Source organism: Limosilactobacillus ingluviei str. Autruche 4 (assembly GCF_000312405.1).
Lineage (GTDB): Bacteria > Bacillota > Bacilli > Lactobacillales > Lactobacillaceae > Limosilactobacillus > Limosilactobacillus ingluviei.
Genome location: NZ_HE997174.1, coordinates 212,325 through 237,768, shown reverse-complemented (window position 1 = coordinate 237,768; position 25,444 = coordinate 212,325). Strand labels below are relative to the sequence as shown.

Sequence of the window (25,444 nt, the reverse complement as noted above, 5' to 3'; positions counted from 1 at the left end):
GCGTCTGTAACGGTTTGGGCGGTGATTTTAGGAAATTGTAATTTGTCGGGCCCTTTTTTAATCGACCGGGTGAATTTCGTAAAGTTCGGGCGCCACCCGGTCAAGCAAAGCGGTCGGTTGCCCCACCGCCACCAAGGTCAGGGTGTGCATCGCCCGCGAACAAATCGTGTACAACAACTGTCGTTCGTCATCGCCGGCGTACTTAGTTGCGTTGGCGTCCCAGACGATCACGGCATCAAATTCCAGTCCCTTGGCCAGGTACGATGGCACCACTAAGGCCCCGTCGACCAAGCGTTGGTTTTCGGTCCGCACCAGGGTCGCCTTGACCCCGGCGGCTTTAAGCGCCGTCGTAATTGCTTCACTATCCGCCAAACTTTTACCGATGATCGCGACCTTTTCCCCCGCCGCTTGGGCCTGGGCCAAGGCCGTTTGGACCGCTTGCACCCCGCGGGCGGAGTCGGCAGTGACGACGACTTGGGGTTTGGGCCCTTGGCGATCAAAGGCTTCAATCTTTTCCCCATCGAGCAGGATTTGGGCGGTGAAATCAGTAATCTGGGCCGTTGACCGGTAGGACTTGGTCAACTGAACGACCTGGGTCTTGTCTGGTTCAAACATCGTACTGAGCTGTTTGAGCAGGCTGCGCGAATTTTCGTGGGTGAAAATTGCCTGGTTCAAATCGCCCAGCAGGGTGAACTTGGCCCGCGGGAAGCAAAACTTCAGGTAGGCCAGCTGATAGGCATCGTAGTCTTGGACCTCATCAACAAAGACAAAGCGCATTTCCGAATCGCCGCGCTTACCGGTCAGCAGGTCGTACAGGTACAGGTAGATCGACACGCCGGCCGCGCTGATCTTGCCCGCCTTAAAGGCCGCCAATTGCCGTTCGACGTAAGTCTGCCACTGCGCTGGCGTCAAGTGCCATTTGCTTAGGTCGACCAAGTGGGGCACCACCCGTAGGAGGTGAATATATTGGGCGTTGATGTTCAACCAACGGTGGTGGTCAATCGCCCGCTTGAGTGGGGCCATTTCCTTGCGCAGAATCTGCTTGGCAAAGAATTGGTACTCGGCTTCATCGCTGGCAAATTCGCGCGGCCGGTTCTTCAAGAGGGTGTCCATTTCTTCCTTGCTCAGGCTTTGGACCCGCTCTTCGACCCACTTGGCGTGCATTTCATTACCCAAACGGCTGTTAAGCATCCGGATCAACCGCTCCGTGGTCCCGTCGAGGCGGTTGCTCAAGCGGTAGGTCGAGGAAAAACCGTAATAAATTTCCTTGAGCTTGTCCTTAGAAGCAAACAGGCGGTCACCAAATTTAAGCGGCCGGAACTTCAGGTGCCCATCGGTGCCGAGCCGCTTGGCGTAGCGGCCGGTCGCCTTAAAGAAGGCCAGGCTGGTCAACAGCTGGTTGGCCCGCGCTTCGATCACGTCGCTTTCTTGTTCAAAGCGTTCGCGCAGGTCCGCCACTTGCAAGCGCGGCACCCGTCGGTTGAGATACTGGAAGTAGGTCATCTGCACCATGTTGTGTTCCCCTAATTCCGGGAGCACTTGGTCGATGTAGTCGTTAAAGAGCTGGTTGGGCGAGAACATGATCACCTGAGCGGCGGTTAAATTGCCCCGGTAACGGTACAAAAGCCAGGCCACCCGCTGCAAGACTGCCGCCGTTTTCCCACTGCCGGCCGCCCCCTGCACAAAGAGCAAGTCGGCACTGGTATTGCGGATAATCCGGTTTTGGGCCTTTTGGATCGTCGCCACGATGCTCTTCATCTTGGTGCTGGAGTGGTTGCTCAAGGCGGCTAACAGCATTTGATCGGTCACGGTGGCCTGGGTGTCGTAGAGGGTGACGATCACGCCGTCTTCAATTTGGAACTGGCGCTTTAAGGTCACGTTGACGCTTTGCTCCCCGTCCGGGGTCTGATAGCTGACCGGGCCGAGCTCACCTTCGTAGTAGATCGACGAAATTGGCGCCCGCCAGTCGTAAATCAAAAAGTGGTCCGGCGTATCGGTAAAGGAAGCCAGGCCGATATAAATCGTCTCCGCCGCCTGGCCCGGCCGCTCTTCAAAATCGATCCGGGCAAAGTAGGGTTTGGCTTCCAAGCGTTGCAAGGTCGCCAAGTGGTCGGCCGCGTGCTGCCAGGAATTTTCCCGTTCGTTCAGCATTTGTTGCTGGGCCCGCACGGACAGGGCGGTGTCCATCATCCCCGAGTAGGTCGTCGTATTCATCCGGATGTCGTTGAATTGGGCGTCGATGCTCTTAATGTCGCGCTTGGCCGTTTGGATCTTCTTTTCGGCCGCTTGCTTGGCGACCTGCAATTGCTCCATCACGTGGTCCAAGTATTGTTGTTCCGCTTGTTTCACTGGCTCTGCCACCGTAAATCCCCCTTTAAAAAGCTGGCTGCCACACGGGCACATTCAAAGTCAATCTAATTATTATAGCATCTTTCCCCCACCAGCCTCGACTCAGACGATCGCTGGCTGAAAGCCATTTCTTCTAAGAATTTCCTAAGCCGGGTGAAAAACTTTTCCATCCGGCCGCAAACCCAGTAGAATGAATGTAAGGTCAAAGATGGTTAAACGACAGCAAAGGGGGCCCGGGGATGGCACAATTTTTTTACATACTGACACACTTGCAAGAAGTGATCATCCCCTTGTTCAACTGGTTTGGCAATTGGTCATACTTACTGTTGTTTTTGGTGACCTTCATGGAAACCGGTTTGATCATCTTCCCCTGGCTGCCGGGGGAATCATTGATCTTTGTCGCCGCTTCCCTGGCTGCGTTAAGTCCCACCATTAAAATCAGCATTTTAGTCCCCGGCTTTTTTATCGCCGCCCTGCTCGGGGATTTGACCAACTACACCATCGGCACCAAACTGATTCGCCTGCCTGGGTTGCAAAAGCGGGTCGGCGGACCACGTTTGGCGCAAACGGAGGCCTTTTTTAAACGCTACGGGCTGTTGGCGGTGATCTTCGGCCGCTTTGTCCCGGTCATCCGCAATTTTGTCCCGATGATCGCCGGCAGCGCGAAATTTCCACTGCGCAAATTCATGATCGGCAACCTGATTGGCGTTACCCTCTGGGTGGCCTTAGCGGCCGGTTTAGGCTATTTCTTTGGTTCAATTCCGCTGGTCAAGGAGCACTTCTCCTTGGTCGTGATCGGCATCGTCCTGCTGTCGACCTTGCCGGCCGGGATTATCTACTCCTTGCGGGCGATCCGCCGGCACATCATCAAAAAGCGCCAGTTCTGACCGTCAACGCCCCATTTATTCGCTTAATATGGTAAACTTAATTTCAAACATCAGGGATAAATGGAGGAATTTAACATGGCAGTGAACGTTTACTTGGTCCGCCACGGACAAACTTTTTTGAACAAGTACCACCGAATGCAAGGGTGGTCGGATACCCCGCTGACGGAAAAAGGGAAACAAGACGCCGCCCGGGCGGGACAAGCCTTGGCGCAAGTAGATTTCGACTACGCCTTTGCCTCTGATTTAAAGCGGACGATGGATACCGCCCGGATCCTCTTGGCCAACCACCCGACCAAGATTAAGGAACCCACGCCAGCCCCGGCCTTTCGGGAAGAATTCTTCGGCTACTTTGAAGGCTTGAGCAGCCTGTCGACGGCCGTTTTCGTCAGCGGCAACGACAACTTGAGTTCCTTTGAAGAATTAATTGATACTTACGGTGCCGAAGCAACCCGGGATAAGATCGCCGCCGCCGACACCTCCCACGATGCCGAAGACGACGCCACCTTCTGGGCCCGGCTGACCCCAGGCCTGGACCAATTGCGGGCCCTGCCTGACAACAGTAATGTCTTAGTCGTCTCCCACGGGATGACGATTCGCTCGATCGGCAGCAAGTACGGTTTAAAGGGCGTCCACACTGCCCAACCCCAAAACGGCTCGATCACGAAATTAAGCTTAACGCCAACGGACACCACGATTGATTTTTACAGCCAATTAACACTGCCCGAAGAGTAAGGGGGAACATCAAACTATATGGATACCACCATATCGCGGCCCGAACGGGTCATTATCATTGGGTTGGATAACGACCAGCCCGACTATCAGTATTCGATGACGGAATTAACCGAGCTGGCGGAAGCCAACCAGATGGAAGTCGTCGACCGGCTCGATCAAGCCCTCGACCGGCCAAATGCGGCGACCTACTTTGGCTCCGGGAAAGTTGAAGAATTGGCCCAACTGGTGGCGGCCTTGGAAGTTCCCACCGTGATTGCCAATGACGAACTCTCCCCCAGCCAGCTGCAGAACCTGACCAAGGCGACCGGGGTGCGGGTGATCGACCGGACGGCGCTGATTTTAGAAATCTTTGCCAAGCGCGCCCAATCCAAGGAAGCCAAGATTCAAGTGCAAATCGCCCAACTCCAGTACCGCCTGCCCCGGTTGCAGACCGCCAGTGATCAACGGCTCGACCAACAGACCGGGTCCGGTGGGGGCGGCGGCTTTACCAACCGGGGGGCCGGGGAAACCAAGCTCGAAATGAACCACCGGGTGATCGCCAAGCAGATCAGCCACCTGCGCGCCGAGCTCAAGGAAATTGAAAAGTCCGAACAGACCAAGCGCGCCCAACGCGACAAGGCCGCGATCCCAACCGCAGCGTTGGTCGGTTACACCAACGCCGGTAAGTCAACAATCATGAACCACCTGGTCGAGCGCTATGGGGTAGACGCTGACAAGCAAGTCTTTGAAAAGGACATGCTCTTTGCCACCCTGGACACCAGCGTACGGCAATTGACTTTGCCCGACCAAAAGCGCTTCTTGTTAAGCGACACGGTCGGTTTTGTCTCCAAGCTTCCCCACCACCTGGTCCAAGCCTTTAAGTCGACCTTGACAGAAGCAGCCCAGGCGGATTTACTGATCCAGGTGATCGATTACTCCGATCCGCACTATGAGCAAATGATCAAGACGACGGAAACCACCCTCCAGCAAATTGGGGTGGAAAATATCCCGATGATCTACGTCTTTAACAAGGCCGACCGGACCGAAATCGAATTTCCAACGATGGAAGGTGACGACCGCTTGATCATCTCAGCCAAGGACGGTGCCTCGCTGGACCTCTTGGTGGAAGCCATCAAGCACCACCTCTTTTCGGATTACGAAACCGTCGACCTCTTGATCCCGTTTGCTGACGGGCAAGTCGTCTCCTACTTAAACGAACACGCCACGATCCTCAATACGGAATACGTCAGTGAAGGGACCAAATTACAGGTCGAACTGGCGCCCAAGGATCTGCCGCGGGTGGAAAAATACCGTGTAATGTAAACAACCAGCCCCCTGACTTAACGGAAGCGAGCATAAAGCTCCCGCCAAAGCCAGGGGGCTGTCTTGATTTAATGTTTAAAACGCTGATTGGTTAAGGCAAATAAAAGCAGTAAGCCGAGCAACCAAGCCCCGAGGGACAGCGTCACCAAATTGTAATTGCTGGTGATTCCTAAATTATGCTGAACCGTTTGCGGCAAGTTTACGGCCAGATCCTTGGTCACAATGTGGCGGGTAAGCGCCGCCACCCGAAAGCCTGGCCAGTAATTCAGCAACTTTTGAATTAGCTGTGGCAAAGTCCCGTAGGTAATGTAGGTCCCGGAAAAAAAGCCGGCCAACGTCCCTACAATTGCCGAAAGGGAAGAATAGGCCACCGCCGTTTTGATGAGTTTAATCAATAAGCCGTATAAAAAGCTGGCAATCACGACTAAGCTGAAATTAAACAATAGGGTTGCCAAGAAGGCCACCCCAAACGGGTTATACTGATACTTGAGGCTCAAATAGCCAAAGCAAATTACTGCAAAGACGCCCGTCCCGAGGGCCCCTTCAATCATGGCCGTCAACAAATACAGATAATTAATCGCGCTACTTTTGAGCTGCCCATTCACCAAATAATCCGCCAACCGCCCCGTCTGCTCATCTGAAATCAGCTGTCCGTACGCATTTAAGGGCGTGGTGACCGCCACAATTGAGATCAATCCCGCCATCATCCAGGTATCAATGAAGCGGTCAAAATGGGGGACCCCATTGGCCATAGCAATTAAATTATTGCGCAAAAATAGGATGTAAATAACTAAACTGATGAACATCCCTAAGAAGGAAAAAAACACACCCGCGCGATCCTTAGTGTACAAAAGAAAATTCCGCTGCAAAAATTTCCCCATTAGTCGGCCCCCCTTTCCATCATCGTAAACAGATCCTGATACGTAACCGCCTTGATCTCAAAGGCCGCTTCCAAGAGATCATGCTTTTCAAGGTAGCTAACGGCTTCCTTTGCGGTTTTCGTATAGTGAATCACTTGGTGACCCGCTAAAACAATTTTGTAGTTCGGCTGCTGAGCCAAAAATTGTTGCTTCTCCCCATAAAAACCGATCGTACCGTGCTTTAAAAATAAGATTTTATTTGCATGGGCTAACTCTTCGAGGCGATGCGTAGTAAACAGCAAAATCGTCTGGGGATTTTCTTGACAGTAGGTATCGATCAACGCCCAAATTTGAGTCTGAAATTGGACATCAATCCCCGCGGTCAGTTCATCTAAAATTAATAATTGTGGTTGGCTGGCCGTGGCTCGAAAGTAATTAACAATCCGCTTTTGGCCACCAGAGAGCTGCCCATACGGCATGGTTGGCTCAATTCCAAACTCGCTGATTTGCCTTAAGGCACCCTTCATCTCACGGTTACTCAAACGGCAACTTAAGTTTTGCCGGACCGTTAATTCGTCATCTAAGAGGTTCCCTTGGAAAACCGTGCCAATTTTGATGTCGGCAAGCTCAATGTTGCCCGCATCAACTGGCGTCAAGCCCATTAAACTGTTAAGCAACGTGGTTTTGCCTGCGCCGTTCACCCCAATCAGGGCAATTCGCTCGCCGGGTTCAAAGGTGGCGGAAATATTTTGCAAAATTGATTGTTTAGAAAGGTTATCGATTTTAACTTTCATTGGGATCACCTCTCAAAGTAATGGCTATTTTCCTGATTAAGACATCCAAACGACGGATTACAAAAAACTACAAGATCATCTTTTTCATTTATAAGTAGATTACTTAACAATATCATAGTACTTATTGAAAAAAATGCAACGTTTTCAAAAAAATAAAATCTGACAATAATTATGTCACAATCGAGACTTGATTGTTTTAAATAAACATAGGGCAACATTCAGGTTGTGTCATTTTAGCCACACCGCATCCCCTAGCACCGAATACGTCAGTGAAGGGACCAAATTACAGGTTGAACTGGCGCCCAAGGATCTGCCGCGGGTGGAAAAATACCGTGTAATGTAAACAACCAGCCCCCTGACTTAACGGAAGCGAGCAAAATGCGCTCGCCAAAGCCAGGGGGCTGGTTTAATTTAATGTTTAATGCGCTGATTGGTTAAGGTAAACCGAGCCTAGGGACAGCGTCTGTTGCCATCCTACTGTTGCTTAGGATGAAAAAGTTCATTATGACTGCCAAGGCGCATAAAGCGAAACACTCTTCGCTTATTAATCTCGGTGTAGATAATTAACAAATCAACTTTCCCATCAAGTAAGTGGAAATCCATGTTACCGGCGTAGGGTAATGACGGATCGACTAGCTCATGCGGATTGTATTCGGTCGGAATTTCACCGTATTCAAGGATGTAGTCAATAATTTCTTGCAGCTCAGCCTGAAGATTATCAGCTTTCTTTCGCCACCGATTTACATCCAGCTTGAATTGACGATCAAAGCTGACCTGCCAGTTTTTATTAGTCATTGAAAAGTTCCTTTATGGCCTCGTCAGTGTTATCAAAGGTTTTCGCAGTATTAGGGAGTAGTCCTTCTTCTTCGGCAAAGGCCCGCACAATCGCTTTTCGCGTTTTGTCATTAAAGGTTACCCGCTCAACTTTTGGCGCAGTCTTGATTTCAAACGGCACCTTGCCTTGGATGAGAAATTGCTTTGCCGCCATGGTGAAATAGCCATTGATCGTCATCCCCACACTAGCCAAGCCTTCACTTAATTCTTTCCGCAACTCGGGATCTAAGCGGACGGTAGAACCGGTTTTGACCTTGGACGTTGATGCAGCCATAATAACCCCTCCTTTTGAATAGGTATCATAATGATACCTAAATAGTATTGCAAATTGAGCAAAAAGTCTATCAATGCGACCTCTGCTGACCTTGCGAGTTGCAATTTTTTAATAACGAAGCCCTTAGCCAAAGTAGGTCAAAATCGCCTGCTTATAGACTTCAATATCCTTATGGAAGGTCGAGAGCAACATGTATTCATCGACTTGGTGGGCGGTCCGGTTGCCCGGGCCAAAGACGGCGATCGTCATGTCCGGGTTGCCCTTGATCATTTCCGAGGCGTCAGTGCCAGCCGCGCTGCCGCAGATCTTGATCGACTGGTCAAAGACTTCTTCAGCCACCTGGTGGAGAATCTGGTTAAATTCACCGTGCGGATCAGTCACCACCGGCACCTTTTGCCCCAGTAATTCCAGAGCGAGCTGGGCACCTTCTTGGCGGTTAATGCGGTCGATCAACTCCTGCAGGTGGTCTAAAATCATCAGGTTGGGTTCTTCGGGAATCGTGCGGACCTTCATGTACAAAGCGGCCGTACTCGGGACCGAATTCAGCTGCTGACCCCCTTCGATCTTGGTGACCACCGGCACGGTCTTGCCGAGGTGAGGATTTTCTGCCCCCAGGGTGGCAAAGAAGGCCTGTTGGGCCTGGTAAAAGGTCATCAAAGGCTCGATCGCGTTAAAGCCCAGTTGGGGCATCGAGCTGTGGGCGGCCTTGCCCTTGGAAGTTACTGCATAAGTTAAGGAACCCTTGTTGGCACAGTTAAGCTGGCCAAAGGAAGGTTCGGCTAAAATCATCGCGTCGACGTCGGCCAAGTAGCCAGCTTTGGTGAAGGCTTGGGCCCCTTGCATGTGGTTTTGCGGGCTCGATTCTTCGGCCACCGTCACCAAGAGCTTCACCTTACCGCGGACCGGTTCGGTGTGATCAGCCAGCTCAAACATCGCAATGCACTCGGCCGCCAAGCCGCCCTTCATGTCGGTCGTGCCGCGGCCGTACATCTTGCCGTCCTTGATTTCAGCGCCCAGCGGTTCATGATCCCAGGCGGCTGGGTTGCCCAGGGCGACGACGTCCTCGTGGCCCTCTAAGGCAACTACCTTGTCAATCTCCCCGGTCCCAATTTCCGCGTAAAAGTTGCTGCGCCCGTTTTCGACCGGTAAGACCTGATTGTAAATTCCGCGGGCATCAAAGGCCGCCTTGAGGAAATGGGCGACCCGGTCTTCATGGCCGCCGACGGTGTTTAAGCGAATCAAATCTGCTACGAACTGTTCACGTTCCTGTTTATCCATGTGTTCTCCTTAGTTAATGCGAGTAACGGCACCGAGCTGGCGCACGGTTTCGACGCCATCATGGTGGTTTAAGTAGGCCACCAACTTCGGCAAGCTAACCGCCCCGAGGTACTGGTACTGGCGGCTGTCACCGAGCTGGTAAAAATTAATCGTTTGGTTGGCTTCGACGGTGTAGGCCAGCATGGCGTCAATTTCGCCCGGCGCCAGGCGGTATAGCGTCATCTGACTGGAATGGGCCAGCGGGGCAGCTTGGCTTTTCTTAGCCACGATCAACTGCTGGTGATCCAACGCCCCGGTTAAATTCGCCGGGTACAGCGAAGTCGCAAACTGGTGCCCGCCGTAAACCAAGACCGCCGCGGCCAACTCCGGCGGCGTCAGGTTGGTCGTCAAGTGATCCTTTCCTGAGGTACTGCTGCTAATTTGCTTTGACTGGGTGGTCGCAGAACTGGTCGAGTGCGTTAGGTGCGACGAAGTAGTGATTCTGGATTGGTGATGGAAATAATAGGCGCTACCCCCCGCCACCAAAATGATGATGACCACCAGGCCCCACCACTTGGCGGCACGGGTGCGCGGTTTGCCTGCCATGATAAATTCCTCCTCTGCCATGCGACCCTGCCAATATTTTTTACTATCTTAGCTGATTTTGTGATCAATGAAAAGCAAGCAGGTGTTTATGCGTAAAAAAAGTGGGGCCCTCAACGGTACCTCACTTTTGAAGTTAGATAGTTTGATCGCGGTCTTGCAGGTGCATCCCGTCATCATCATGTTCTGGCCCAAGCAATTCTTGGTTGTTGTCCAATTCGGACTTGCCAGCGAAGTGGTGCTTTTGCAGCCAGATCATGGCCAGCAAGCTCAAGATGACAAAGACGACGATAATCCCGGTCAAGACACTGTTACAGAAGGCCACATAGTGTTCCCCGAGCCCACCGGAGATCCCGTTACGCAAACCTAAGATCGAGTAGGTCATTGGCAGGTACCAGTGAATGACGTTGTAGAACTTCATCGTGACTTCCATTGGGAAGGTCCCCCCGGAACCCCCGAGTTGTAACATCAACAGGACCATGGCCACGAACCGGCCTGGGTTGTCGAAGGTCATCGACAAGAACATTACCAGGGCAAATGAGGCCCAGGCAAACAGCGTCAGCGTCAGGAAGAAGGACGGCACGTGCTTGACTTCCAAGCCCAGCGCCATCATAATGCCCCCTTCGGCCACGGCCATCGCTAAAGCAACCAGGGCTTCAACGGCGACCTTGCTTGCCCACCAACTGGAGGCCTTGCGTCCTTGCAAAGCGACCCGCCGGATTGGGTAAACAAAGTTGAAGACCAAGGCCCCCACGTAAATCGCCACGGACAGCACGTACGGTGCTAAGGCGTGCCCATAGTTTGGCACGTAGGAGTAAGACTTGTGTTTCAAAGTCGTTGGCTTGGCGATCATGTCCGCCGTCTTGTCGGACGTGCGAATCGAGTTGACCTGCTTAGCCCCGGCGGCCAGCTTGTCAGCCAGTTCGCCAGCCCCGGCATTCAATTGGGTAATCCCGCTGACCAGTTGTGGCGTGTTGGCGTTTAATTCCGCCGTCCCGGCCGCTAACTTCGCGACCCCAGCCACTAAGGTTGGCACTTGGCGGTTGAGCATTTGCAAGCTCGAAGCCAAGGTGTTGGCCCCGCTGGTCAGTTGCCCAGAGTTGGCGGCCAGTTGGTTGGCACCGGCCGCAGCTTGGTCAACGCCAGCCGTGTATTGGTCAATCCCAGCGACTAACTTGTTGATGTCGTTCGGATTGATTCCGTTTAACTTGTCCAACAAACCAGATGCTTGTAAGCTCTTCATCGTTGCACTTAAACCATTCAACTGGTTCAACAAGTCCTTGGAATCATTCATCATGCTGTTAGCATTCTTCAAGGTTTCGTTCATGGTTGCCATTTGGCCGAGCAAGTCATGCACCGTTTCTAACTGCTGTTTAGCATTGGTTAACTTAGATTGTAATTGACTTGCGGAGCCGGCGGCCGTCTGTGCCCCAGTACCAGTTTGCTTTGCACCAGCCTCAACGGCTTGGACTTGGGCCATGATCTTGGCCTTTTCCTCAGCACTCATATCCGATGAACTTTGAACAATCCCAGCAATCGCTTGGGCCGCGGCTCCCGCACTGGTAGCACCGCTCTTAACATCGTTCAAGCCACTGGCAATCCCGCTTTGAGCTTGAGTGGCAGCGGTATTTAAACCACTGATTGAATCATTAAGTTCTTGCACGTTAACGTTTTGTAGTTGACCTTGGATCGTTCCCAACTGTTGTTGCAAACTATTAATTTGATTGCCCAGGGCGCTGGCCTTACCTACTGAATCCATTAACTGACCAGTATTGAGTTGACCAAGCATCCCTTTCATCGCAGTCAAGCTACCAGCCGCCGACTGCAGCTGACCGGCCCCGGCCCGCAAAGCGCCAGAGTTGGCCGTCAGTTGACCGAGCCCGTTTTGCAGCTGACCAACTCCGCCGGTGTACTGAGCGATCCCGCTAGCCAGCTGCCCACTCCCGTTGGCCAGTTGGCTGGCCCCGGAGCCCAAGGCGCCGACGCTAGAGTTCAGAGTTTGAACCCCGGTGTTGACCTGGCTGACCCCGGCTGCGTAGGCCGCAAAGCCGCTGGTCAGCGTGCTGGTCCCGCCCGCCAGTTGGCCGGCGCCATCCGCCGCGGTAGTCATCCCCTTGCCCACGGCCTTCAAAGCCTTAAAGGTCGCCTTGGAGTAGGCCTTGGTAACTTGGTAGCGAATCTCTTGGTTCAGCTTGTTCATCCCCAGTTCGCTGATTACTTCGGCGATGTAGTTCAAGGACCCGTTGGTTTCATACTTTACTTCCATCTTCTTCGGGTGCTTGTTTAAGACCGTCGTCGCGTCTTGCGAGAAGTTCTTTGGAATCGTTACGACCGTGTAGTATTGCCGGTGCCGTAGCCCGTAGTGGGCCTTTTTAGCGGAGACAAACTCCCACTTCAAGTCCTTATTCTTCTTTAATTCCTTGACCGTATCCCGACCGACGGCCATCGTCTTGCCCTGGTATTCGACCGGGACGTCCTTGTTAACCACGGCGACCGGTAAATCGCCGGTATTGCCGTACGGATCCCATACGGACTTCAAGAAGAAGATGCTGTACAAAAACGGGATAAAACAAACCACAAAGACGGATAACCGCAAAAGCTTGTTTCGCCAGATGTGACGAAACTCTGCCTTAATCATTTCCCACATATCTCTTTCTGCCCTCTTTCGTCTGGTGTTAGTAATTGGCTAGGCCTCGACTTGCGGTAAGACCTTAATGGCGCGCTTGACAAAGCTGATCACTTCTTCATCAGAAATGTCGTAATTTTGTTCTTGCCACCAGTAGAGCGCCCCCATGATCGCTCCACTAATGGAATAAGCCGCCAGCGCTGGGTTGGGTGCGTTGTGCAGGACTTGGACGATCGCCGCATCGCGCGGCCCCTTATCGCGCAAGCCCAAGAGAATTTCGCTGCACATCCGCATCAATTCGGAATACAGGGAATCGCGACTCCCCGTGGTCGTCAAATTCCGAAAGAACTTCTTGTGCTGGTTGACGTAAGTAATCAAGGTTTCGATCAATTCGTCTTCCGTCAGCGACTGTTCCCACAGCGTACTCAAGCGTTGGTTAATGGTCTGCTCCAGCAAATCGTACTTATCATGGAAATAACGATAGAAGCTGCTCCGGTGTAAGAGTGCTTCATTACAAATCTGATCAACCGTCAACCGTTCAAAAGGTTGATTTTCGAGCAACGTTTCCAGGGCATTTTGAAAATCCCGGATGGTGCGATTCATTTTCATCAGATTCTCCCCCCTTTTCTGTTTTCCATCGAACATTATAATTAGTCCCTTGGCAGTACAAAACCTTCAAATTGACACGTTAGTCTTTAAAAGAGACGTTTATCTTATTTTATCTCTTTTTGAATATTTTAGTAAATCTTTACTAGACAGAGGTTTTCTGCTACAATTTAAGCAGTCTATGCCAGTAAGCGCTTTCGAGAAGGGAGAACCAATTAATGGATACTTCACAAGAAAAATTCGGCCAATTTGACGGCCAAGATGTTATTAAGTACACGCTGACCAATGATCACAACGTCAGCATCAGCGTCTTAAACTATGGGGGGATCTGGCAAGCCTTCATGGTTCCTGGCCAAGATGGCAAGCGCCACAACCTCTTACTCAGCGCCGACAACTTTGCCGACTTGCACGCCGCTGGCTACAGCATTAACCGGGTGATTGGGCCAACGGCGGGCCGGATTGAAAACGGGGAATTTACGATCAATGGGCAAACCTACCAAGTGGACCGCAACGAAAATGGCAACACCCTGCACGGGGGCAGCACCGGTTGGGGTGACGGCCACTTCTGGGACGTAACTGTCGATGCTGACCGCGGGACGATTACTTTGACCCAAACCTTTAGTCCCGCCGACGACACTTACCCGGGGAACAAAGAGGTCGCCGTGGTTTACACCCTGGGCGAAGACGACAGTGTGACGCTGGACTTCTACGGGGCCACGGATGCCAACACCCTCTTCAACCCGACGAACCACACTTACTGGAACCTCGCCGACGAAAGCGAACCAACGATTGAAGGCTTGGAATTACAGCTGAACTCCAAGTACCACTTGGCCGTTAAGGAAGGCAAGATCCCAACCGGAGAAAAAATCGCTAATGCGGGCACGCCGTACGACTTTAGCCAGCTGACCAGCCTCGGGGCCGCGTTAAATGAAATGTTAAAGACGCCGGAACAAGGTTTTGACGACTACTTCGAAGTGACGCCAAGTGCCACTTTGGCCCACGAACCGATCGCCATCTTGCACGATCCGAAGTCGAACCGGACGTTAAAGATGTTCTCCGACCGCAACGGGTTGGTGATGTTCTCGACCGACGGAATTTCTAGCGACGTCAAGCTCAACCGACCGGGCCGGCCGTGGATGGCCTTAGCCTTAGAAGGCCAAACCTTACCTGACAGCCCCCACCACTTTGATTTTGGGGACGTGACCTTGCGGCCAAACGACCCTAAGCACTACCAAATTCACTACGAAATTGAATACTAATTAACGACAAGCAAAAACGACCGGCGAACTTTTTCACCGGTCGTTTTTTAATTAGGCCAAGCCCACGCGCTTGAAGATGTCATCCACGTGGCGCAAGTGCCAATGGTAATCAAAGGCGTCGTCGAGGTCGGCCTTGGTCAGTTGCTTTTGAATCGTTGGGTCAGCTTCCAAGAGCGGCCGGTACGGCACGTGTTCGGCCCAGCACTTGGCGGTGTACGGCTGAATCAAATCGTAAGCCGCTTCCCGGGTCATTCCCGAGTTGACCAGCTTGAGCAGCACCCGGCCGGAGTAGATCAGGCCCAAGGTTTCGTCCATGTTGTGCTTCATCCGGTCCGGGAAGACGTCTAAGTTCTTTAAGATCTTGCCGAAGCGGTGCAGCATGTAGTCCAACAGGGCGGTCGAATCTGGCAGAATCATCCGTTCCGCGCTGGAGTGGGAGATGTCGCGTTCGTGCCAGAGGGTGACGTTTTCCATTGCCGTAACCACGTTCCCGCGCAGGACCCGGGCACAGCCGGTGATGTTTTCCGACCCGATCGGGTTGCGCTTGTGCGGCATCGCTGAGGAGCCCTTTTGGCCCTTGGCAAAGTGTTCTTCAACTTCGTGAATTTCGGTCCGTTGCAGGGCGCGAATTTCGGTCGCCATGTTTTCCAGGCTGGTCCCGATCAAGGCCAAAGTCGCCACGTATTCTGCGTGGAGGTCGCGCGGCAGGACCTGGGTCGAAATTTCTTGTGGCCGCAAGCCCAGCTTTTGGCAGACGTACTCTTCCACGAAGGGATCAACTTCGGCAAAGGTGCCGACCGCCCCGGAAATCTTCCCGGCTTCGACCCCCTTCGCGGCGTGTTCGAAGCGTTCTTGATTCCGCTTCATTTCCGAGTACCAGCGGGCCGCCTTCAGCCCAAAGGTGGTTGGTTCGGCGTGAATCCCGTGGGTCCGCCCCATGCAGACGGTGTCCTTGTACTTGCGGGCCAGATCAGCCACGATCGCCATAAAGTCCGTGATGTCTTGGCGCAAGAGGTCGTTGGCCTGCTTTAATTGGTACCCCTGGGCGGTGTCGACCACGTCAGTACTGGTCAAGCCGTAGTGGACCCACTTGCGTTCTGGCCCAAGCGACTTAGAGACGTCGCGGGTAAAGGCGATCACGTCGTGGTGGGTGACGGCTTCGATTTCAGCAATCCCTTCCACGGTAAAGGTGGCGTGGTCACGGATCTTAGCTACATCTTCAGCCGGAATGTGGCCGAGCTTGCTCCAAGCTTCATCAGCGGCAATTTCGACTTCCAGCCAACCGCGGTACTTGTTTTCTTCACTCCAGATCTGCTTCATTTCCGGACGGGTATAACGATCAATCATTAGTAATTAATTCCTCTCTTTTTTATTCGGCTTGGTCAGCCCAAATCTTGCTGGCGGCCACTTCGGCCAAGGTTGCATCAATGTCGTCGGTCAAAATCGTCACGTGACCCATCTTGCGGTCAACCCGACTGGCGGCCTTGCCGTAGTCATGGAAGTGCCAAGCCGGGTGGGCCGTTAATTGGGCGCGGAGGGGTTGGACGTGTTGGCCCAAGACGTTGACCATCACGACCGGCTTGAGCAATTCAATCTTGGGCAGGGGCCAATTGCAAATCGCCCGGTTGTGAATGGCAAACTGGGAGAAGTTGCAGGCTTCAATCGAGTAGTGCCCCGAATTGTGCGGCCGCGGGGCCAACTCGTTAACGTAAATCTCGCCGTCGGTGCCGACAAAGAATTCGACCCCCAAAATTCCCCGTAAGTCCAGGGCGGTCGCAATCCGCTTCGCGGCCGCTTCGGCCTTGGCGGCCACGGCGTCACTGATCCGCGCCGGGACGATGCTGAGGTGCAGGATTTCGTGACGGTGGATATTTTCGGCGATGGGGAAGGTTGTTACCTCCCCATTTTCATTCCGGGCTACCATCACCGAACACTCCAAGGCAAAGTTTACCCAGCCTTCCAAAATCGCATCACCAGTTGCAACGATCCCCTGACACTGGGGCAAATCCGCCGCCGAATGCAGGACGATTTGGCCGTGCCCGTCGTAGCCGCCCTGGCAAGTCTTTAAGACACACGGATAGCCGAGCTGGGCCACGCCCGCTTGCAGGTCAGCTTCATTTTTAACCGCCACAAAGGGCGCCGTTTGACAGCCAGCTTCTTTTAAGAAGGTCTTTTCCCGCAGGCGGTGCTTGGTGGTGTACAAGAGGTGGGTCCCCTGCGGCACGTAAGCCGTCGTCGCGACCTTCTTGAGGGCCTGCAAGTCGACATTTTCAAATTCATAGGTTAAAACGTCACTCTTCGCGGCCAATTCTTCAATCGCCGCAACGTCTTCGTACGGCGCCACGATTTGTTCATCCGCACACTGGCCGGCCGGGCAATTAGGGGTCGGATCTAAAATAATGACCTTCATCCCGGTCTGCTTAGCATCTAACGCCAACATCTGACCGAGCTGGCCACCGCCGATAATCCCGATCGTTTGACCCGGTTGAATCAAGTTAGTCAAGGTGGGCCTCACTTTCTACCGCGGCATCGTGCATCTTTTGGCGGTACGCTTGGATTTGAGCTTGCAAAGCCGGGTTAGTCGTCCCGAGAATTTGCAGGGCTAATAAAGCGGCGTTCTTGGCGCCCGCCACCCCAATCGCCGTCGTAGCGACCGGAATCCCGGCTGGCATCTGCACAATCGACAAGAGCGAGTCCATGCCGCCCAACGCCTTGGTTTGGGCCGGCACCCCGATCACGGGCAGGGGGGTATTGGCCGCAATCATCCCCGGCAGGTGGGCCGCTCCCCCCGCACAAGCGATAATGACCTTGGTCCCCTTTTCAACGGCCGCCTGGGCAAAGGCGAACATTTCCGTTGGCATCCGGTGGGCGGAAATCACGTGCTTTTCGTAGTCCACCCCAAATTGCTCCAAAATCAAACAAGCTTCTTTGACGGTCGGCCAATCCGACTGACTGCCCATTACCACACTGATGCTGCTCATTTTTGCGCCTCCATTGCGTGTGCTGTTTATCCATTGCTTTAATTTCCTTTCTAAGGATACCAAAGGCCAGCGGGGACTTCAAGGAAATTCCGAATAATGTAACGGTGACTGTATTTTAAAGTTCGATAAAATCATCAAATGGCCCCCGGCGCGCCTTTATTTTTCGGTAGTTTTATCGGTAATTTTTGATTTTTCAAAAATCTTTCACTTACCGCGCCCTTTTTGCTGGGTATATAATATTCTTATTTTAAGCAAGAGAGAAGGAAATTTGATGCTAGAGAAAACGTTCTATAAGCAACTGCTCAAGCGCTCGTTTGCCATGCCGGTCAAAATTGTCTTTTGGGACGGCAGCAGCGCGCAGTATGGCCAGGGGGAACCCAAGGCCACCATTACCTTCCGGGAAAAAGTGCCGGTCAGCGCGGTCACCCAAAACGCGTCGATCGCCCTAGGGGAAGCTTACATGGACCAAAAGATTGATATTACCGGTCCAGGCGCTCACCCCCTCCAAGAAGTGATTACCTCAGCTTACCAACAAGCCGGCAGTTTCCTGCGCGACGCCAAACTAAAAAAATTCTTGCCGAAACAAAGTCACGGCGAGGCGCAAAGCCAAGCCGACATTCACAGCCACTACGACGTCGGCAATGATTTTTACCGGCTCTGGCTCGATGACACGCTGACGTATTCGTGCGCCTACTTCACCCCGGAAAATCCAACCAACGACCTAACCGCCGCGCAAATCGCTAAGGTCCACCACATCTTGCAAAAGCTCAATCCCCAACCCGGTCGCCGCCTGCTCGACATTGGCTGTGGCTGGGGGACCTTGATGCTGACGGCCGCCAAGGAATACGACCTGAAAGTCACCGGGGTCACCCTCTCTGAAGAACAATACCAGCTGGTCAAACAGCGGATTGAAGCAGCTGGCCTCAGTGGGGTCACCGAAGTGCGCCTACAAGACTACCGTGAGCTGGGCGACGAACAGTGGGATTACATTACCTCGGTTGGGATGTTTGAACACGTCGGCCAAGAAAACCTCGGCCTCTACTTCCAAGACGTGGCGAAGTACTTGAAGGCTGATGGGACGGCCCTGATCCACGGCATTACCCGCCAACAAGGCGGCGCCTACAACGGCTGGATCAACAAGTACATCTTCCCGGGCGGCTACATCCCCGGCCTGACGGAAATCATCGACCACATTGAAGCCGCCCACTTGCAAATCGGGGACATGGAAATGCTACGCCGCCACTACCAACGGACACTGGAAATCTGGGACGCCAACTTCAATGCCCACCGCACCGAAATTGAAACCACCAAGGGGACGCGCTTTACCCGGATGTGGGACCTGTATCTGCAGGCCTGCGCGGCTTCCTTTGAATCCGGCAATATCGACGTCGTCCAATATCTCCTAACCAAGGGGCCGTCGGGCACCGGCTTGCCAATGACCCGCCGGTACATGCTGACCGACCGCTAATCCAGCAAAATTAAAGGGTGACCTTGCGTCCACGCGCAGGGATCACCCTTTTTTGAAACTTCTTTGTTAGAACAGGCCGGTAATCGTCCCGTTTTCATCAATCGTCATCTTCACGGCCGCTGGCGTCTTCCCCAGCCCCGGCATCGTCAGCATCGTCCCGGACAAAGCGACGATAAAGCCGGCCCCGAGCTTTGGCACAAACTCCCGGATGTGGAAAGTAAAGTCACTCGGCGCCCCGAGCGCCGTTTGGTCATCCGAGAAGGAGTACTGGGTCTTGGCGATGCAGACCGGCAGGTTGTCCCAGCCCTGCTTGGTAAATTCGGCCAGTTGCTTTTCCGCCTTCTTGGAAAAGACGACTTCCTTGGCGCCGTAAATCTTGGTCGCCACGGCTTTGACCTTGTCGGCAATTGGCAGTTCAACATCGTAGAGCGGCGTGAAGTCCGCTGGTTGGTCGGCCAATTCGACCACCGCTTCGGCCAGGGCGTGCGTCCCCGCGCCCCCCTTAGCCCAGGCATCGGCGACCACCGCTTTGACGCCCAATTCGGCACAGAGTTCTTGCAGTTTACCAACTTCGGCATCCGTATCAGCGACAAAGTGATTAATCGCAACCACCGCCGGCAGCCCGTAACGTTGGATGTTTTGGACGTGGCGCTTGAGGTTGACAAAGCCGGCTTCTAAGGCTGCTAAGTTTTCGTCCTTCAGGTCAGCTAAAGCCACCCCACCGTTGTACTTTAAGGCCCGGATGGTCGCCACGATGACCACGGCGTCGGGGTGCTTGCCTAAAGCGGGCCGCTTAATGTCGAGGAACTTTTCAGCCCCCAGGTCGGCCCCGAAGCCGGCTTCGGTCACCGTGTAGTCACTTAAGGCCAGGGACGTCTGGGTGGCTAAGACCGAATTGCAGCCGTGGGCAATGTTGGCAAACGGCCCCCCGTGGACAAAGGCGGGCGTGTGATCCAGGGTTTGGACCAGGTTTGGCTTGATGGCGTCCTTGAGCAAGATCGTAATTGCATCCGCAAAGCCCAGTTGGCCGACCGTAACGGGTTCCTTGGCCCGGGTGTAGCCCACCACGATTTGTTTGACCCGGCGCTTGAGGTCCATCAGGTCCGTTGACAGACACAGGATCGCCATTAATTCGGACGCCGCCGTAATGTCAAAGCCGGTTTCACGCGGCACCCCTTGCATCACGCCGCCCAGACCGGTCACGACGTTGCGCAGGGCGCGGTCGTTAACGTCTTCGACCCGCCGCCAGATCACCCGGCGGGGATCAAGATCGAGTTCGTTATCCCGCATGATGTAGTTGTCAATCAAGGCCGCCAGGGTGTTGTTGGCACTGGTCAGAGCGTGCAGGTCGCCAGTGAAGTGGAGGTTGATGTCTTCCATTGGGATGACTTGGCTGTAACCACCCCCGGTGGCACCCCCCTTGATCCCGAAGACTGGCCCCATTGATGGTTCGCGCATTGCGATCGTCGTTTGGTGCCCCAATTGGTTCATCGCGTCAGCTAAGCCCACCAAGACGGTCGACTTCCCTTCCCCGGCCGGGGTCGGGTTAATTGCCGTCACCAAGACCAGCTTGTGCTTCTTACCGGCTACTGGGGCAACCGGTGTGGTTACCTTCGCCTTGTAGGGGCCGTATTGTTCCAGTTGGTCCTTTTTCAGTCCCACCTTGGCCGCCACAGCTTCGATTGGCAACATTTCCGCTTGATCCGCAATTTGAATATCCGTTAACATCCGATGGCCTCCTCATCAAAACCCGAACTTTATTCTCTTATCTAACATTACCGTTCGATTATAACCCCAAACCATCCCTTTCAACAAGTTCAATCATCAGATTTAGTTGTGGAAGTAGGGCCGGCCGCCTTACCAATCGGCTTGACGTCGGCAATATCGAGCAGGAAGGTAAAAATCGGGACCCCGACAATCAAGCCCCAAGTGCCAAAGAGGTGCTCACTAACCAAGAGGACCACGAAGGTGTAGAAAATCGGCAGTTCCGTCCGGCTCGACATAAATTTGGGATTGAGGACGTAGGCTTCGATCGCGTGGATCACCACCACCATGATTAAAATATAGGCAATGTAGCGCCAGCCACCGACCGAGTAGGCGACCATGCTAAGCGGCACCAAGGAAATGATCACCCCGGCAACCGGAATCAGACTCAAAATAAAGACCATCAGCCCGAGGGCAAAGATCTGTGGCATATGCATAAAGGTCAGACAGATCATCGTAATCACGGTATTGCAAATCGCGATGAAGAACTGGGCTTCTAAGACGACCCCAAAGGTATTGACGAACTTCTTGCCGAAGTAGTAGAGGTCATTAAAGAACCAGCCCAACAATTTGCTGGACAGAAACTGGCGGGAAAATTCATTCATTTGCCGCAGTTCAATCGTGTAAAAGAAGCTCAAGATCAACGACATCACAAAGGCAAAGGTCAAGGTCCCCAGAGACGTTAAGGTCGAAACGGCCAGTTGCATCCCATGCTTGGCCTGGGAAATGATCGTCCCGTTAGAAACGTAGCGATTGACCCACTGCAAGGTCGTCTTCATATCAGGACTTTGGTAGAACTTAATCAGCGAGTCGACCATTTTGACGATTTGCTCTACTAAGAGGGGCAAGTAATCGGTCACCACGTAATACAGGCCCAAGATTAACAGGATGTAGGTGACAATGACGATCAAAACTGGCGGCAAGTGCGGCACAAAGCGTTGCAAAAGTCGGATCCAGTGCACGATCAGGTAAGTAAAGATAAAGGTCAACAGGATGGTATTCATCATCCCCCGCGCCGCATACAAGACTGTAATGATCAGCAATAAGACGACCACCCGGTGCATTGAAATATTGGCGGTAAATTTTTTCCACGACGTCAGCGTCAAGACCCCCTTGAAATTCAGTTTGTTTCTATTTTAACAAATTTGCGGGTTTTGGGTCAGATTCTTCCCTAGTGTTACAATGGAAGAAAACGTTTTCTGAGGAGGGTTTTTTATGAGTTACATTCAAGCCTTACGGCAAAAAGTTGGCCACATGCCCGTGATTCTGACCAGTGCTTCCGGCGCCCTGGTCAACGAAGCGGGCGAAGTCTTATTGCAAGAACGGGCTGATACGGGCGACTGGTGTTTTCCCGGCGGCTACTTAGAATACGGGGAAAGCTTTGCCGCGTGCATGGTGCGTGAATACCAAGAGGACGCCGGCATCGCGATTCGGCCGATCAAACTGCTGGCCCTTCAGGATACCGATGAATACACCTACCCTAACGGGGACGTGCTCCAACCGATCAACGCCTTTTACCTGGTGGAAGCCACCGGCGCTCCCACGACTGCCCCTAAGGCCACGGAGACCGTGCGTACCAAATACTTCTCCCTTCACGGTCCCCAGCCGAAGTTCTTTAATCAGCAGCACGAAAAGATGTGGGAAATTTTGCAAGCTCACTTCACCCATAAAGCATGACCGGAGCACTAAAAACCGGCCACGTTCTTCCCGAGCGCGGCCGGTTAGCCTTTTAATGATCGTAATATTCAAACTTTAAATCATCATCGGTCAAGACCAGCTTAGAGAGGCTGCCGTTCTTCGGTCGTTCGGTAATGTCGTACTTGCCTTCCCCAAAGCGTTCCACCAGGCTCAAGACGGTATTGCCGTGGCTGACCCACAGCACGTTGGTCCCATCCGGCAGCCCCGCGTGGCGGATCAGATCAATCCCCTGATCCAGGCGCTGCCAGTACTCAAAGTTATTTTCGGCGTCGTGGAAAGGATCGGCTTCTTTCATCCAATCCTTGGCTTGGCCAATCGAATACTTGGTGACGATATCCTTGAAGCTCTTGCAACCGTGCGGGGCGCCGGCTAAATACCAGGCTTGGCCCATTTCGGTCCCTTCAAAGACCCCGTAGAATTGTTCCCGCAAGAAGGGACTAATGGTCGTCGGGGCCTTCACCGACGCCTGTTCATTGAGGTCCAGAATCGTCTGGCAGGTTTCAATCGCCCGCGGCAAATCACTGCAAAAAGCCGCCGCAAATTGAATGTCCTTGACCTTTTGCCCGGCCAGTTTGGCGTCTTGCTTGCCCTTTTCGGTCAGCGGCGAGTTCGACCAACCCTGCAGCTTGTTGTAGATGTTGTAGTAGGTTTGCCCGTGGCGCACCAAGTAGATATTTAACTTTGTCATCCTTATTTCGCCTCCACTGTGCGTGCTTGATGTCACAGCCTTATTTTACCGCGTTTGGTGCCAAAGTTAAAATCGCTTTCACCTCAAGCACTGGCTGGCACGGCAGCCGACAACTTTGCGGCGGCCGCTTGGTCTAAAATAACAATTACATTCGGGTGCTGTTGCAAGACACTGGCTGGCACGGCCGTAGTCACCGGGCCTTCGATCATCGCTTGGATCGCCGCCGCCTTATCGCTGCCGTAGGCTTCCAAGAGGATCTGGTCGGCCTGCATGATTGCCCCGATCCCCATTGATAAAGCGCGCTTTGGCACGTCAGCCGGCCGGGCAAAGAAGCGGGCGTTAGCCGCAATCGTCGACGGGGTCAGCGCCACCTCGTGGGTGGTACCGTCAAAGGGGCTGCCCGGCTCGTTAAAACCGATGTGCCCGTTGCGCCCAATCCCCAACAGCTGCAAACCGACGTGGTGGTCCGCTAAAACTTGGTCGTAGCGGGCACATTCAGCTGCCGGATCGGTGGCCAGGCCGTTGGGTAAGTACGAAGCCGCAAAGGGTTTGGGAAAAAAGAGGTGATGGTGCATATAGTAGGCGTAGCTTTGCGGATGGTTGGCTGCCAAACCTACATACTCATCCAGATTAATTGAAATACTGTCGGTAAAATCCAGGTCGCTGGCCACTAATTCGGCGTAGGTGGTTTCTGGCGTTCCCCCAGTCGCCAGGCCGAAGACCTTGACACCGCGCGCTTTGGCGGCCGCAAAGACCTTTAAGGCGGCCTTCCCCCCGGCCTGCTGATCTTTTACAACGATTATTTGCATTTGGCTGATCCCCCTTCAAATTTTTTCGTCCGTGGTATTGATTTTTGGTCTATACCGGTATATACCAGTTATACAACATCCCCCACAGTTTGTCAAAGCCTTGCGCTCCTGCCGTGGGCCGACTAAGATTAAACCAGTAGTGATGAAAATTTTAATTGAGGTGAACACCAATGACGACAGTTTTAACCCACGCCACCATTTACACCGGTCATGAAGTCATCCGCGACGGCTACTTGCGCTTTGATCAACAGCTGCAAGCCGTCGGTCCGATGTCCGACTACCAGCCCGCGCCCAGCGATGAAGCGCGGATTGACTTAGCCGGGCAAACCGTGGTCCCCGGCTTTATCGACGTCCACAGCCACGGTGGTTACGGCTATGACGCCATGGACGGGAACGCTGACCAAATCGATGCCATGGTCCAACAAATGACCGCTAACGAAGGGGTGACGACCTACTTTGCGACGACGATGACCCAGTCGCACCAAAATATCGTCACGGCCCTGCAAGCCGTGCACCAAGCAGCGACGACCAATCCGGTCATCCAGGGCATTCACTTGGAAGGGCCCTTTGTCTCCCCGGTCTTTAAGGGTGCGCAGCCGGAAGAATACATTGAAGCCCCTGACCTGACAGCCTTCAAAGCTTGGAACGAATTGGCCGGCGGCATGATTAAAGTCGTGACCTACGCCCCAGAAAACCCCGGCAGCCGCGAATTTGAACGGTACTGTCTGGCCCACGGGATCGTCTTGTCCGTCGGCCACAGCAACGCCACCCGGGCGGAAATGAAACACTCCTTGGCCACCCACGTCACCCACCTCTACAATGCCCAGCGGGGGTTGCAACACCGCGAACCGGGGGTCACTGGGCACGCTCTGTTGGAAGCCAACCTCTACACAGAAATGATCGCCGATGGTTTCCACGTCTATCCCGACATGATCAAACTGGCTTACGAATTAAAGGGCGCCGCCCGGATGGAATTGGTGACTGACTCGATGCGGGCCAAGGGGATGCCCGAGGGGACGTCTGAGCTCGGGGGTCAAACGGTGATCGTCAAGGACAAACAGGCGCGCTTGACTAACGGCCACCTGGCTGGTTCGGTCCTGCGCTTCCCGGACGCCTTTAAAAACATCATTCAGTTTACCGGCTGTTCGATTGCTGACGCCGTGCAGATGTCATCGGGCAACCAAGCGCGCGAATTTAACCTGACCCAAAAGGGCAGCCTAACGGTGGGCAAGGACGCTGACTTAAACGTCTTGGACAGTGATTTAAACTTGCAAATGACCTTCTCCTTAGGGCGCTTGTTCACGCCGGCGCACTAACCATCACCACTTCGGGGTGAAATTCCGGGTTTTTCTTTAAAATTAAAAAATCATGAGAAAGATGTTGACTTCTCTCATAATGGCAGTATAATCAAACTCAATCATTAACCTTGGTACAACAAACACTGTGAATAGGAGAGTAAGCAATTGGCATGGTCACAGCGATCCTGATGTAGTGCAAGCAGGAACCGGCCGGTTGACTGAAAGTAACCTAGGAGTGACGGGGGCGACGAACTGAAGTCTCCGGCGGGTACGCCCGTTATCGCGTCAACGGCTCCCACTTCAAGTGGGGTCCGCAGTAAGGCTGGGTCAGCAATGACTGAGTAAAAATAGGGTG

At 53.4% G+C, this 25,444-nt stretch carries 23 protein-coding genes; 7 read left to right on the top strand and 16 right to left on the bottom strand.

Translation table 11 applies throughout. The features are described from left to right. Window positions 1-57: 57 nt before the first annotated feature. Window positions 58-2,361, bottom strand: coding sequence for an RNA polymerase recycling motor HelD (gene helD, locus BN54_RS06855; RefSeq protein ID WP_019206437.1), 2,304 nt, complete (start codon window positions 2,359-2,361; stop codon window positions 58-60). Window positions 2,362-2,588: 227 nt separating this feature from the next. On the opposite strand from helD, the gene BN54_RS06850 reads away from it, so the two are divergent. From BN54_RS06850 to hflX, 3 genes are all read left to right on the top strand, one after another. Further along, window positions 2,589-3,236 (top strand): VTT domain-containing protein, encoded by a 648-nt coding sequence (locus tag BN54_RS06850; protein ID WP_019206436.1) that lies wholly within the window; start codon window positions 2,589-2,591, stop codon window positions 3,234-3,236. 75 nt (window positions 3,237-3,311) lie between these two features. Further along, window positions 3,312-3,968 (top strand): histidine phosphatase family protein, encoded by a 657-nt coding sequence (locus BN54_RS06845; protein ID WP_019206435.1) that lies wholly within the window; start codon window positions 3,312-3,314, stop codon window positions 3,966-3,968. Between the two features lie 18 nt (window positions 3,969-3,986). Next, window positions 3,987-5,270: a GTPase HflX gene (hflX, locus tag BN54_RS06840; protein ID WP_019206434.1), complete on the top strand. Its 1,284-nt coding sequence runs from the start codon at window positions 3,987-3,989 to the stop codon at window positions 5,268-5,270. Window positions 5,271-5,338: 68 nt separating this feature from the next. Here the strand turns inward: hflX and BN54_RS06835 are convergent, their stop codons facing one another. From BN54_RS06835 to BN54_RS06800, 8 genes are all read right to left on the bottom strand, one after another. Beyond that, window positions 5,339-6,151 (bottom strand): hypothetical protein, encoded by an 813-nt coding sequence (locus tag BN54_RS06835; protein WP_019206433.1) that lies wholly within the window; start codon window positions 6,149-6,151, stop codon window positions 5,339-5,341. Further along, complete coding sequence (locus BN54_RS06830; protein WP_019206432.1) at window positions 6,151-6,924, bottom strand: ATP-binding cassette domain-containing protein; 774 nt, start codon at window positions 6,922-6,924, stop codon at window positions 6,151-6,153. The genes BN54_RS06835 and BN54_RS06830 overlap by 1 nt, the downstream gene beginning before the upstream one ends. A gap of 474 nt (window positions 6,925-7,398) precedes the next feature. Next, on the bottom strand, window positions 7,399-7,719 hold the full coding sequence (locus tag BN54_RS06825) for a type II toxin-antitoxin system mRNA interferase toxin, RelE/StbE family (RefSeq protein ID WP_019206431.1): 321 nt from the start codon (window positions 7,717-7,719) through the stop codon (window positions 7,399-7,401). Further along, the gene (locus tag BN54_RS10405) at window positions 7,712-8,032 is read right to left on the bottom strand and encodes a hypothetical protein (protein ID WP_019206430.1); all 321 of its coding nucleotides are present in this window, start codon (window positions 8,030-8,032) and stop codon (window positions 7,712-7,714) included. The genes BN54_RS06825 and BN54_RS10405 overlap by 8 nt, the downstream gene beginning before the upstream one ends. Window positions 8,033-8,155: 123 nt before the next feature. Beyond that, window positions 8,156-9,310 carry an ArgE/DapE family deacylase gene (locus tag BN54_RS06815; RefSeq protein ID WP_019206429.1) on the bottom strand — a complete coding sequence of 385 codons (1,155 nt, stop codon included), beginning with the start codon at window positions 9,308-9,310 and terminating at the stop codon, window positions 8,156-8,158. 9 nt (window positions 9,311-9,319) lie between these two features. Next, on the bottom strand, window positions 9,320-9,895 hold the full coding sequence (locus tag BN54_RS06810; protein ID WP_019206428.1) for a hypothetical protein: 576 nt from the start codon (window positions 9,893-9,895) through the stop codon (window positions 9,320-9,322). Between the two features lie 133 nt (window positions 9,896-10,028). Further along, window positions 10,029-12,539, bottom strand: coding sequence for a YhgE/Pip family protein (locus BN54_RS06805; RefSeq protein WP_019206427.1), 2,511 nt, complete (start codon window positions 12,537-12,539; stop codon window positions 10,029-10,031). 39 nt (window positions 12,540-12,578) lie between these two features. After that, window positions 12,579-13,127: a TetR/AcrR family transcriptional regulator gene (locus BN54_RS06800; RefSeq protein WP_019206426.1), complete on the bottom strand. Its 549-nt coding sequence runs from the start codon at window positions 13,125-13,127 to the stop codon at window positions 12,579-12,581. Window positions 13,128-13,342: 215 nt separating this feature from the next. Here BN54_RS06800 and BN54_RS06795 point away from each other — a divergent pair, with 215 nt between their 5' ends. Beyond that, window positions 13,343-14,383 carry an aldose epimerase family protein gene (locus BN54_RS06795; protein ID WP_019206425.1) on the top strand — a complete coding sequence of 347 codons (1,041 nt, stop codon included), beginning with the start codon at window positions 13,343-13,345 and terminating at the stop codon, window positions 14,381-14,383. A 51-nt stretch (window positions 14,384-14,434) separates the two neighbouring features. Here the strand turns inward: BN54_RS06795 and purB are convergent, their stop codons facing one another. The 3 genes from purB to purE are packed head-to-tail and all read right to left on the bottom strand — an operon-like array spanning window position 14,435 to window position 17,364. Continuing rightward, on the bottom strand, window positions 14,435-15,730 hold the full coding sequence (gene purB / locus BN54_RS06790; protein WP_019206424.1) for an adenylosuccinate lyase: 1,296 nt from the start codon (window positions 15,728-15,730) through the stop codon (window positions 14,435-14,437). Between the two features lie 22 nt (window positions 15,731-15,752). Then, window positions 15,753-16,886, bottom strand: coding sequence for a 5-(carboxyamino)imidazole ribonucleotide synthase (gene purK / locus BN54_RS06785; protein ID WP_019206423.1), 1,134 nt, complete (start codon window positions 16,884-16,886; stop codon window positions 15,753-15,755). Beyond that, window positions 16,879-17,364: a 5-(carboxyamino)imidazole ribonucleotide mutase gene (gene purE / locus BN54_RS06780; RefSeq protein ID WP_019206422.1), complete on the bottom strand. Its 486-nt coding sequence runs from the start codon at window positions 17,362-17,364 to the stop codon at window positions 16,879-16,881. Before purE ends, purK begins: the two co-directional genes overlap by 8 nt. Before the next feature lie 271 nt (window positions 17,365-17,635). Between purE and BN54_RS06775 the strand changes: the two genes are divergently transcribed. Next, complete coding sequence (locus tag BN54_RS06775) at window positions 17,636-18,832, top strand: SAM-dependent methyltransferase (protein WP_019206421.1); 1,197 nt, start codon at window positions 17,636-17,638, stop codon at window positions 18,830-18,832. 66 nt (window positions 18,833-18,898) lie between these two features. On the opposite strand, the gene BN54_RS06770 is transcribed toward BN54_RS06775, so the two are convergent. Next, complete coding sequence (locus BN54_RS06770; protein WP_019206420.1) at window positions 18,899-20,560, bottom strand: formate--tetrahydrofolate ligase; 1,662 nt, start codon at window positions 20,558-20,560, stop codon at window positions 18,899-18,901. 89 nt (window positions 20,561-20,649) lie between these two features. Next, entirely contained in the window at window positions 20,650-21,660 is a 1,011-nt protein-coding gene (locus tag BN54_RS06765; protein ID WP_155818336.1) for an AI-2E family transporter, read from the bottom strand. 151 nt (window positions 21,661-21,811) lie between these two features. On the opposite strand from BN54_RS06765, the gene BN54_RS06760 reads away from it, so the two are divergent. Further along, window positions 21,812-22,273 carry an NUDIX hydrolase gene (locus BN54_RS06760; protein ID WP_019206418.1) on the top strand — a complete coding sequence of 154 codons (462 nt, stop codon included), beginning with the start codon at window positions 21,812-21,814 and terminating at the stop codon, window positions 22,271-22,273. Between the two features lie 52 nt (window positions 22,274-22,325). On the opposite strand, the gene BN54_RS06755 is transcribed toward BN54_RS06760, so the two are convergent. Both BN54_RS06755 and BN54_RS06750 read right to left on the bottom strand, forming a co-directional pair. Next, a complete protein-coding gene (locus BN54_RS06755; protein ID WP_019206417.1) occupies window positions 22,326-22,982 on the bottom strand; it encodes a histidine phosphatase family protein in 657 nt (218 codons plus the stop codon). A gap of 83 nt (window positions 22,983-23,065) precedes the next feature. Next, window positions 23,066-23,791: a glucosamine-6-phosphate deaminase gene (locus BN54_RS06750; protein WP_019206416.1), complete on the bottom strand. Its 726-nt coding sequence runs from the start codon at window positions 23,789-23,791 to the stop codon at window positions 23,066-23,068. Window positions 23,792-23,961: 170 nt separating this feature from the next. Here BN54_RS06750 and nagA point away from each other — a divergent pair, with 170 nt between their 5' ends. After that, window positions 23,962-25,107, top strand: a complete 1,146-nt coding sequence (nagA, locus tag BN54_RS06745; protein ID WP_019206415.1) for an N-acetylglucosamine-6-phosphate deacetylase — start codon at window positions 23,962-23,964, stop codon at window positions 25,105-25,107. Window positions 25,108-25,444: the final 337 nt, after the last annotated feature.

Bases quoted from the DNA above. Each gene is read 5' to 3' on its own strand.
- BN54_RS06850 (WP_019206436.1), top strand. From the start codon at position 2,589: ATGGCACAATTTTTTTACATACTGACACACTTGCAAGAAGTGATCATC.
- BN54_RS06845 (WP_019206435.1), top strand. From the start codon at position 3,312: ATGGCAGTGAACGTTTACTTGGTCCGCCACGGACAAACTTTTTTGAAC.
- hflX (WP_019206434.1), top strand. From the start codon at position 3,987: ATGGATACCACCATATCGCGGCCCGAACGGGTCATTATCATTGGGTTG.
- BN54_RS06835 (WP_019206433.1), bottom strand. From the start codon at position 6,151: ATGGGGAAATTTTTGCAGCGGAATTTTCTTTTGTACACTAAGGATCGC.
- BN54_RS06830 (WP_019206432.1), bottom strand. From the start codon at position 6,924: ATGAAAGTTAAAATCGATAACCTTTCTAAACAATCAATTTTGCAAAAT.
- BN54_RS06825 (WP_019206431.1), bottom strand. From the start codon at position 7,719: ATGACTAATAAAAACTGGCAGGTCAGCTTTGATCGTCAATTCAAGCTG.
- BN54_RS10405 (WP_019206430.1), bottom strand. From the start codon at position 8,032: ATGGCTGCATCAACGTCCAAGGTCAAAACCGGTTCTACCGTCCGCTTA.
- BN54_RS06815 (WP_019206429.1), bottom strand. From the start codon at position 9,310: ATGGATAAACAGGAACGTGAACAGTTCGTAGCAGATTTGATTCGCTTA.
- BN54_RS06810 (WP_019206428.1), bottom strand. From the start codon at position 9,895: ATGGCAGGCAAACCGCGCACCCGTGCCGCCAAGTGGTGGGGCCTGGTG.
- BN54_RS06805 (WP_019206427.1), bottom strand. From the start codon at position 12,539: ATGTGGGAAATGATTAAGGCAGAGTTTCGTCACATCTGGCGAAACAAG.
- BN54_RS06800 (WP_019206426.1), bottom strand. From the start codon at position 13,127: ATGAAAATGAATCGCACCATCCGGGATTTTCAAAATGCCCTGGAAACG.
- BN54_RS06795 (WP_019206425.1), top strand. From the start codon at position 13,343: ATGGATACTTCACAAGAAAAATTCGGCCAATTTGACGGCCAAGATGTT.
- purB (WP_019206424.1), bottom strand. From the start codon at position 15,730: ATGATTGATCGTTATACCCGTCCGGAAATGAAGCAGATCTGGAGTGAA.
- purE (WP_019206422.1), bottom strand. From the start codon at position 17,364: ATGAGCAGCATCAGTGTGGTAATGGGCAGTCAGTCGGATTGGCCGACC.
- BN54_RS06775 (WP_019206421.1), top strand. From the start codon at position 17,636: ATGCTAGAGAAAACGTTCTATAAGCAACTGCTCAAGCGCTCGTTTGCC.
- BN54_RS06770 (WP_019206420.1), bottom strand. From the start codon at position 20,560: ATGTTAACGGATATTCAAATTGCGGATCAAGCGGAAATGTTGCCAATC.
- BN54_RS06765 (WP_155818336.1), bottom strand. From the start codon at position 21,660: ATGCACCGGGTGGTCGTCTTATTGCTGATCATTACAGTCTTGTATGCG.
- BN54_RS06760 (WP_019206418.1), top strand. From the start codon at position 21,812: ATGAGTTACATTCAAGCCTTACGGCAAAAAGTTGGCCACATGCCCGTG.
- BN54_RS06755 (WP_019206417.1), bottom strand. From the start codon at position 22,982: ATGACAAAGTTAAATATCTACTTGGTGCGCCACGGGCAAACCTACTAC.
- BN54_RS06750 (WP_019206416.1), bottom strand. From the start codon at position 23,791: ATGCAAATAATCGTTGTAAAAGATCAGCAGGCCGGGGGGAAGGCCGCC.
- nagA (WP_019206415.1), top strand. From the start codon at position 23,962: ATGACGACAGTTTTAACCCACGCCACCATTTACACCGGTCATGAAGTC.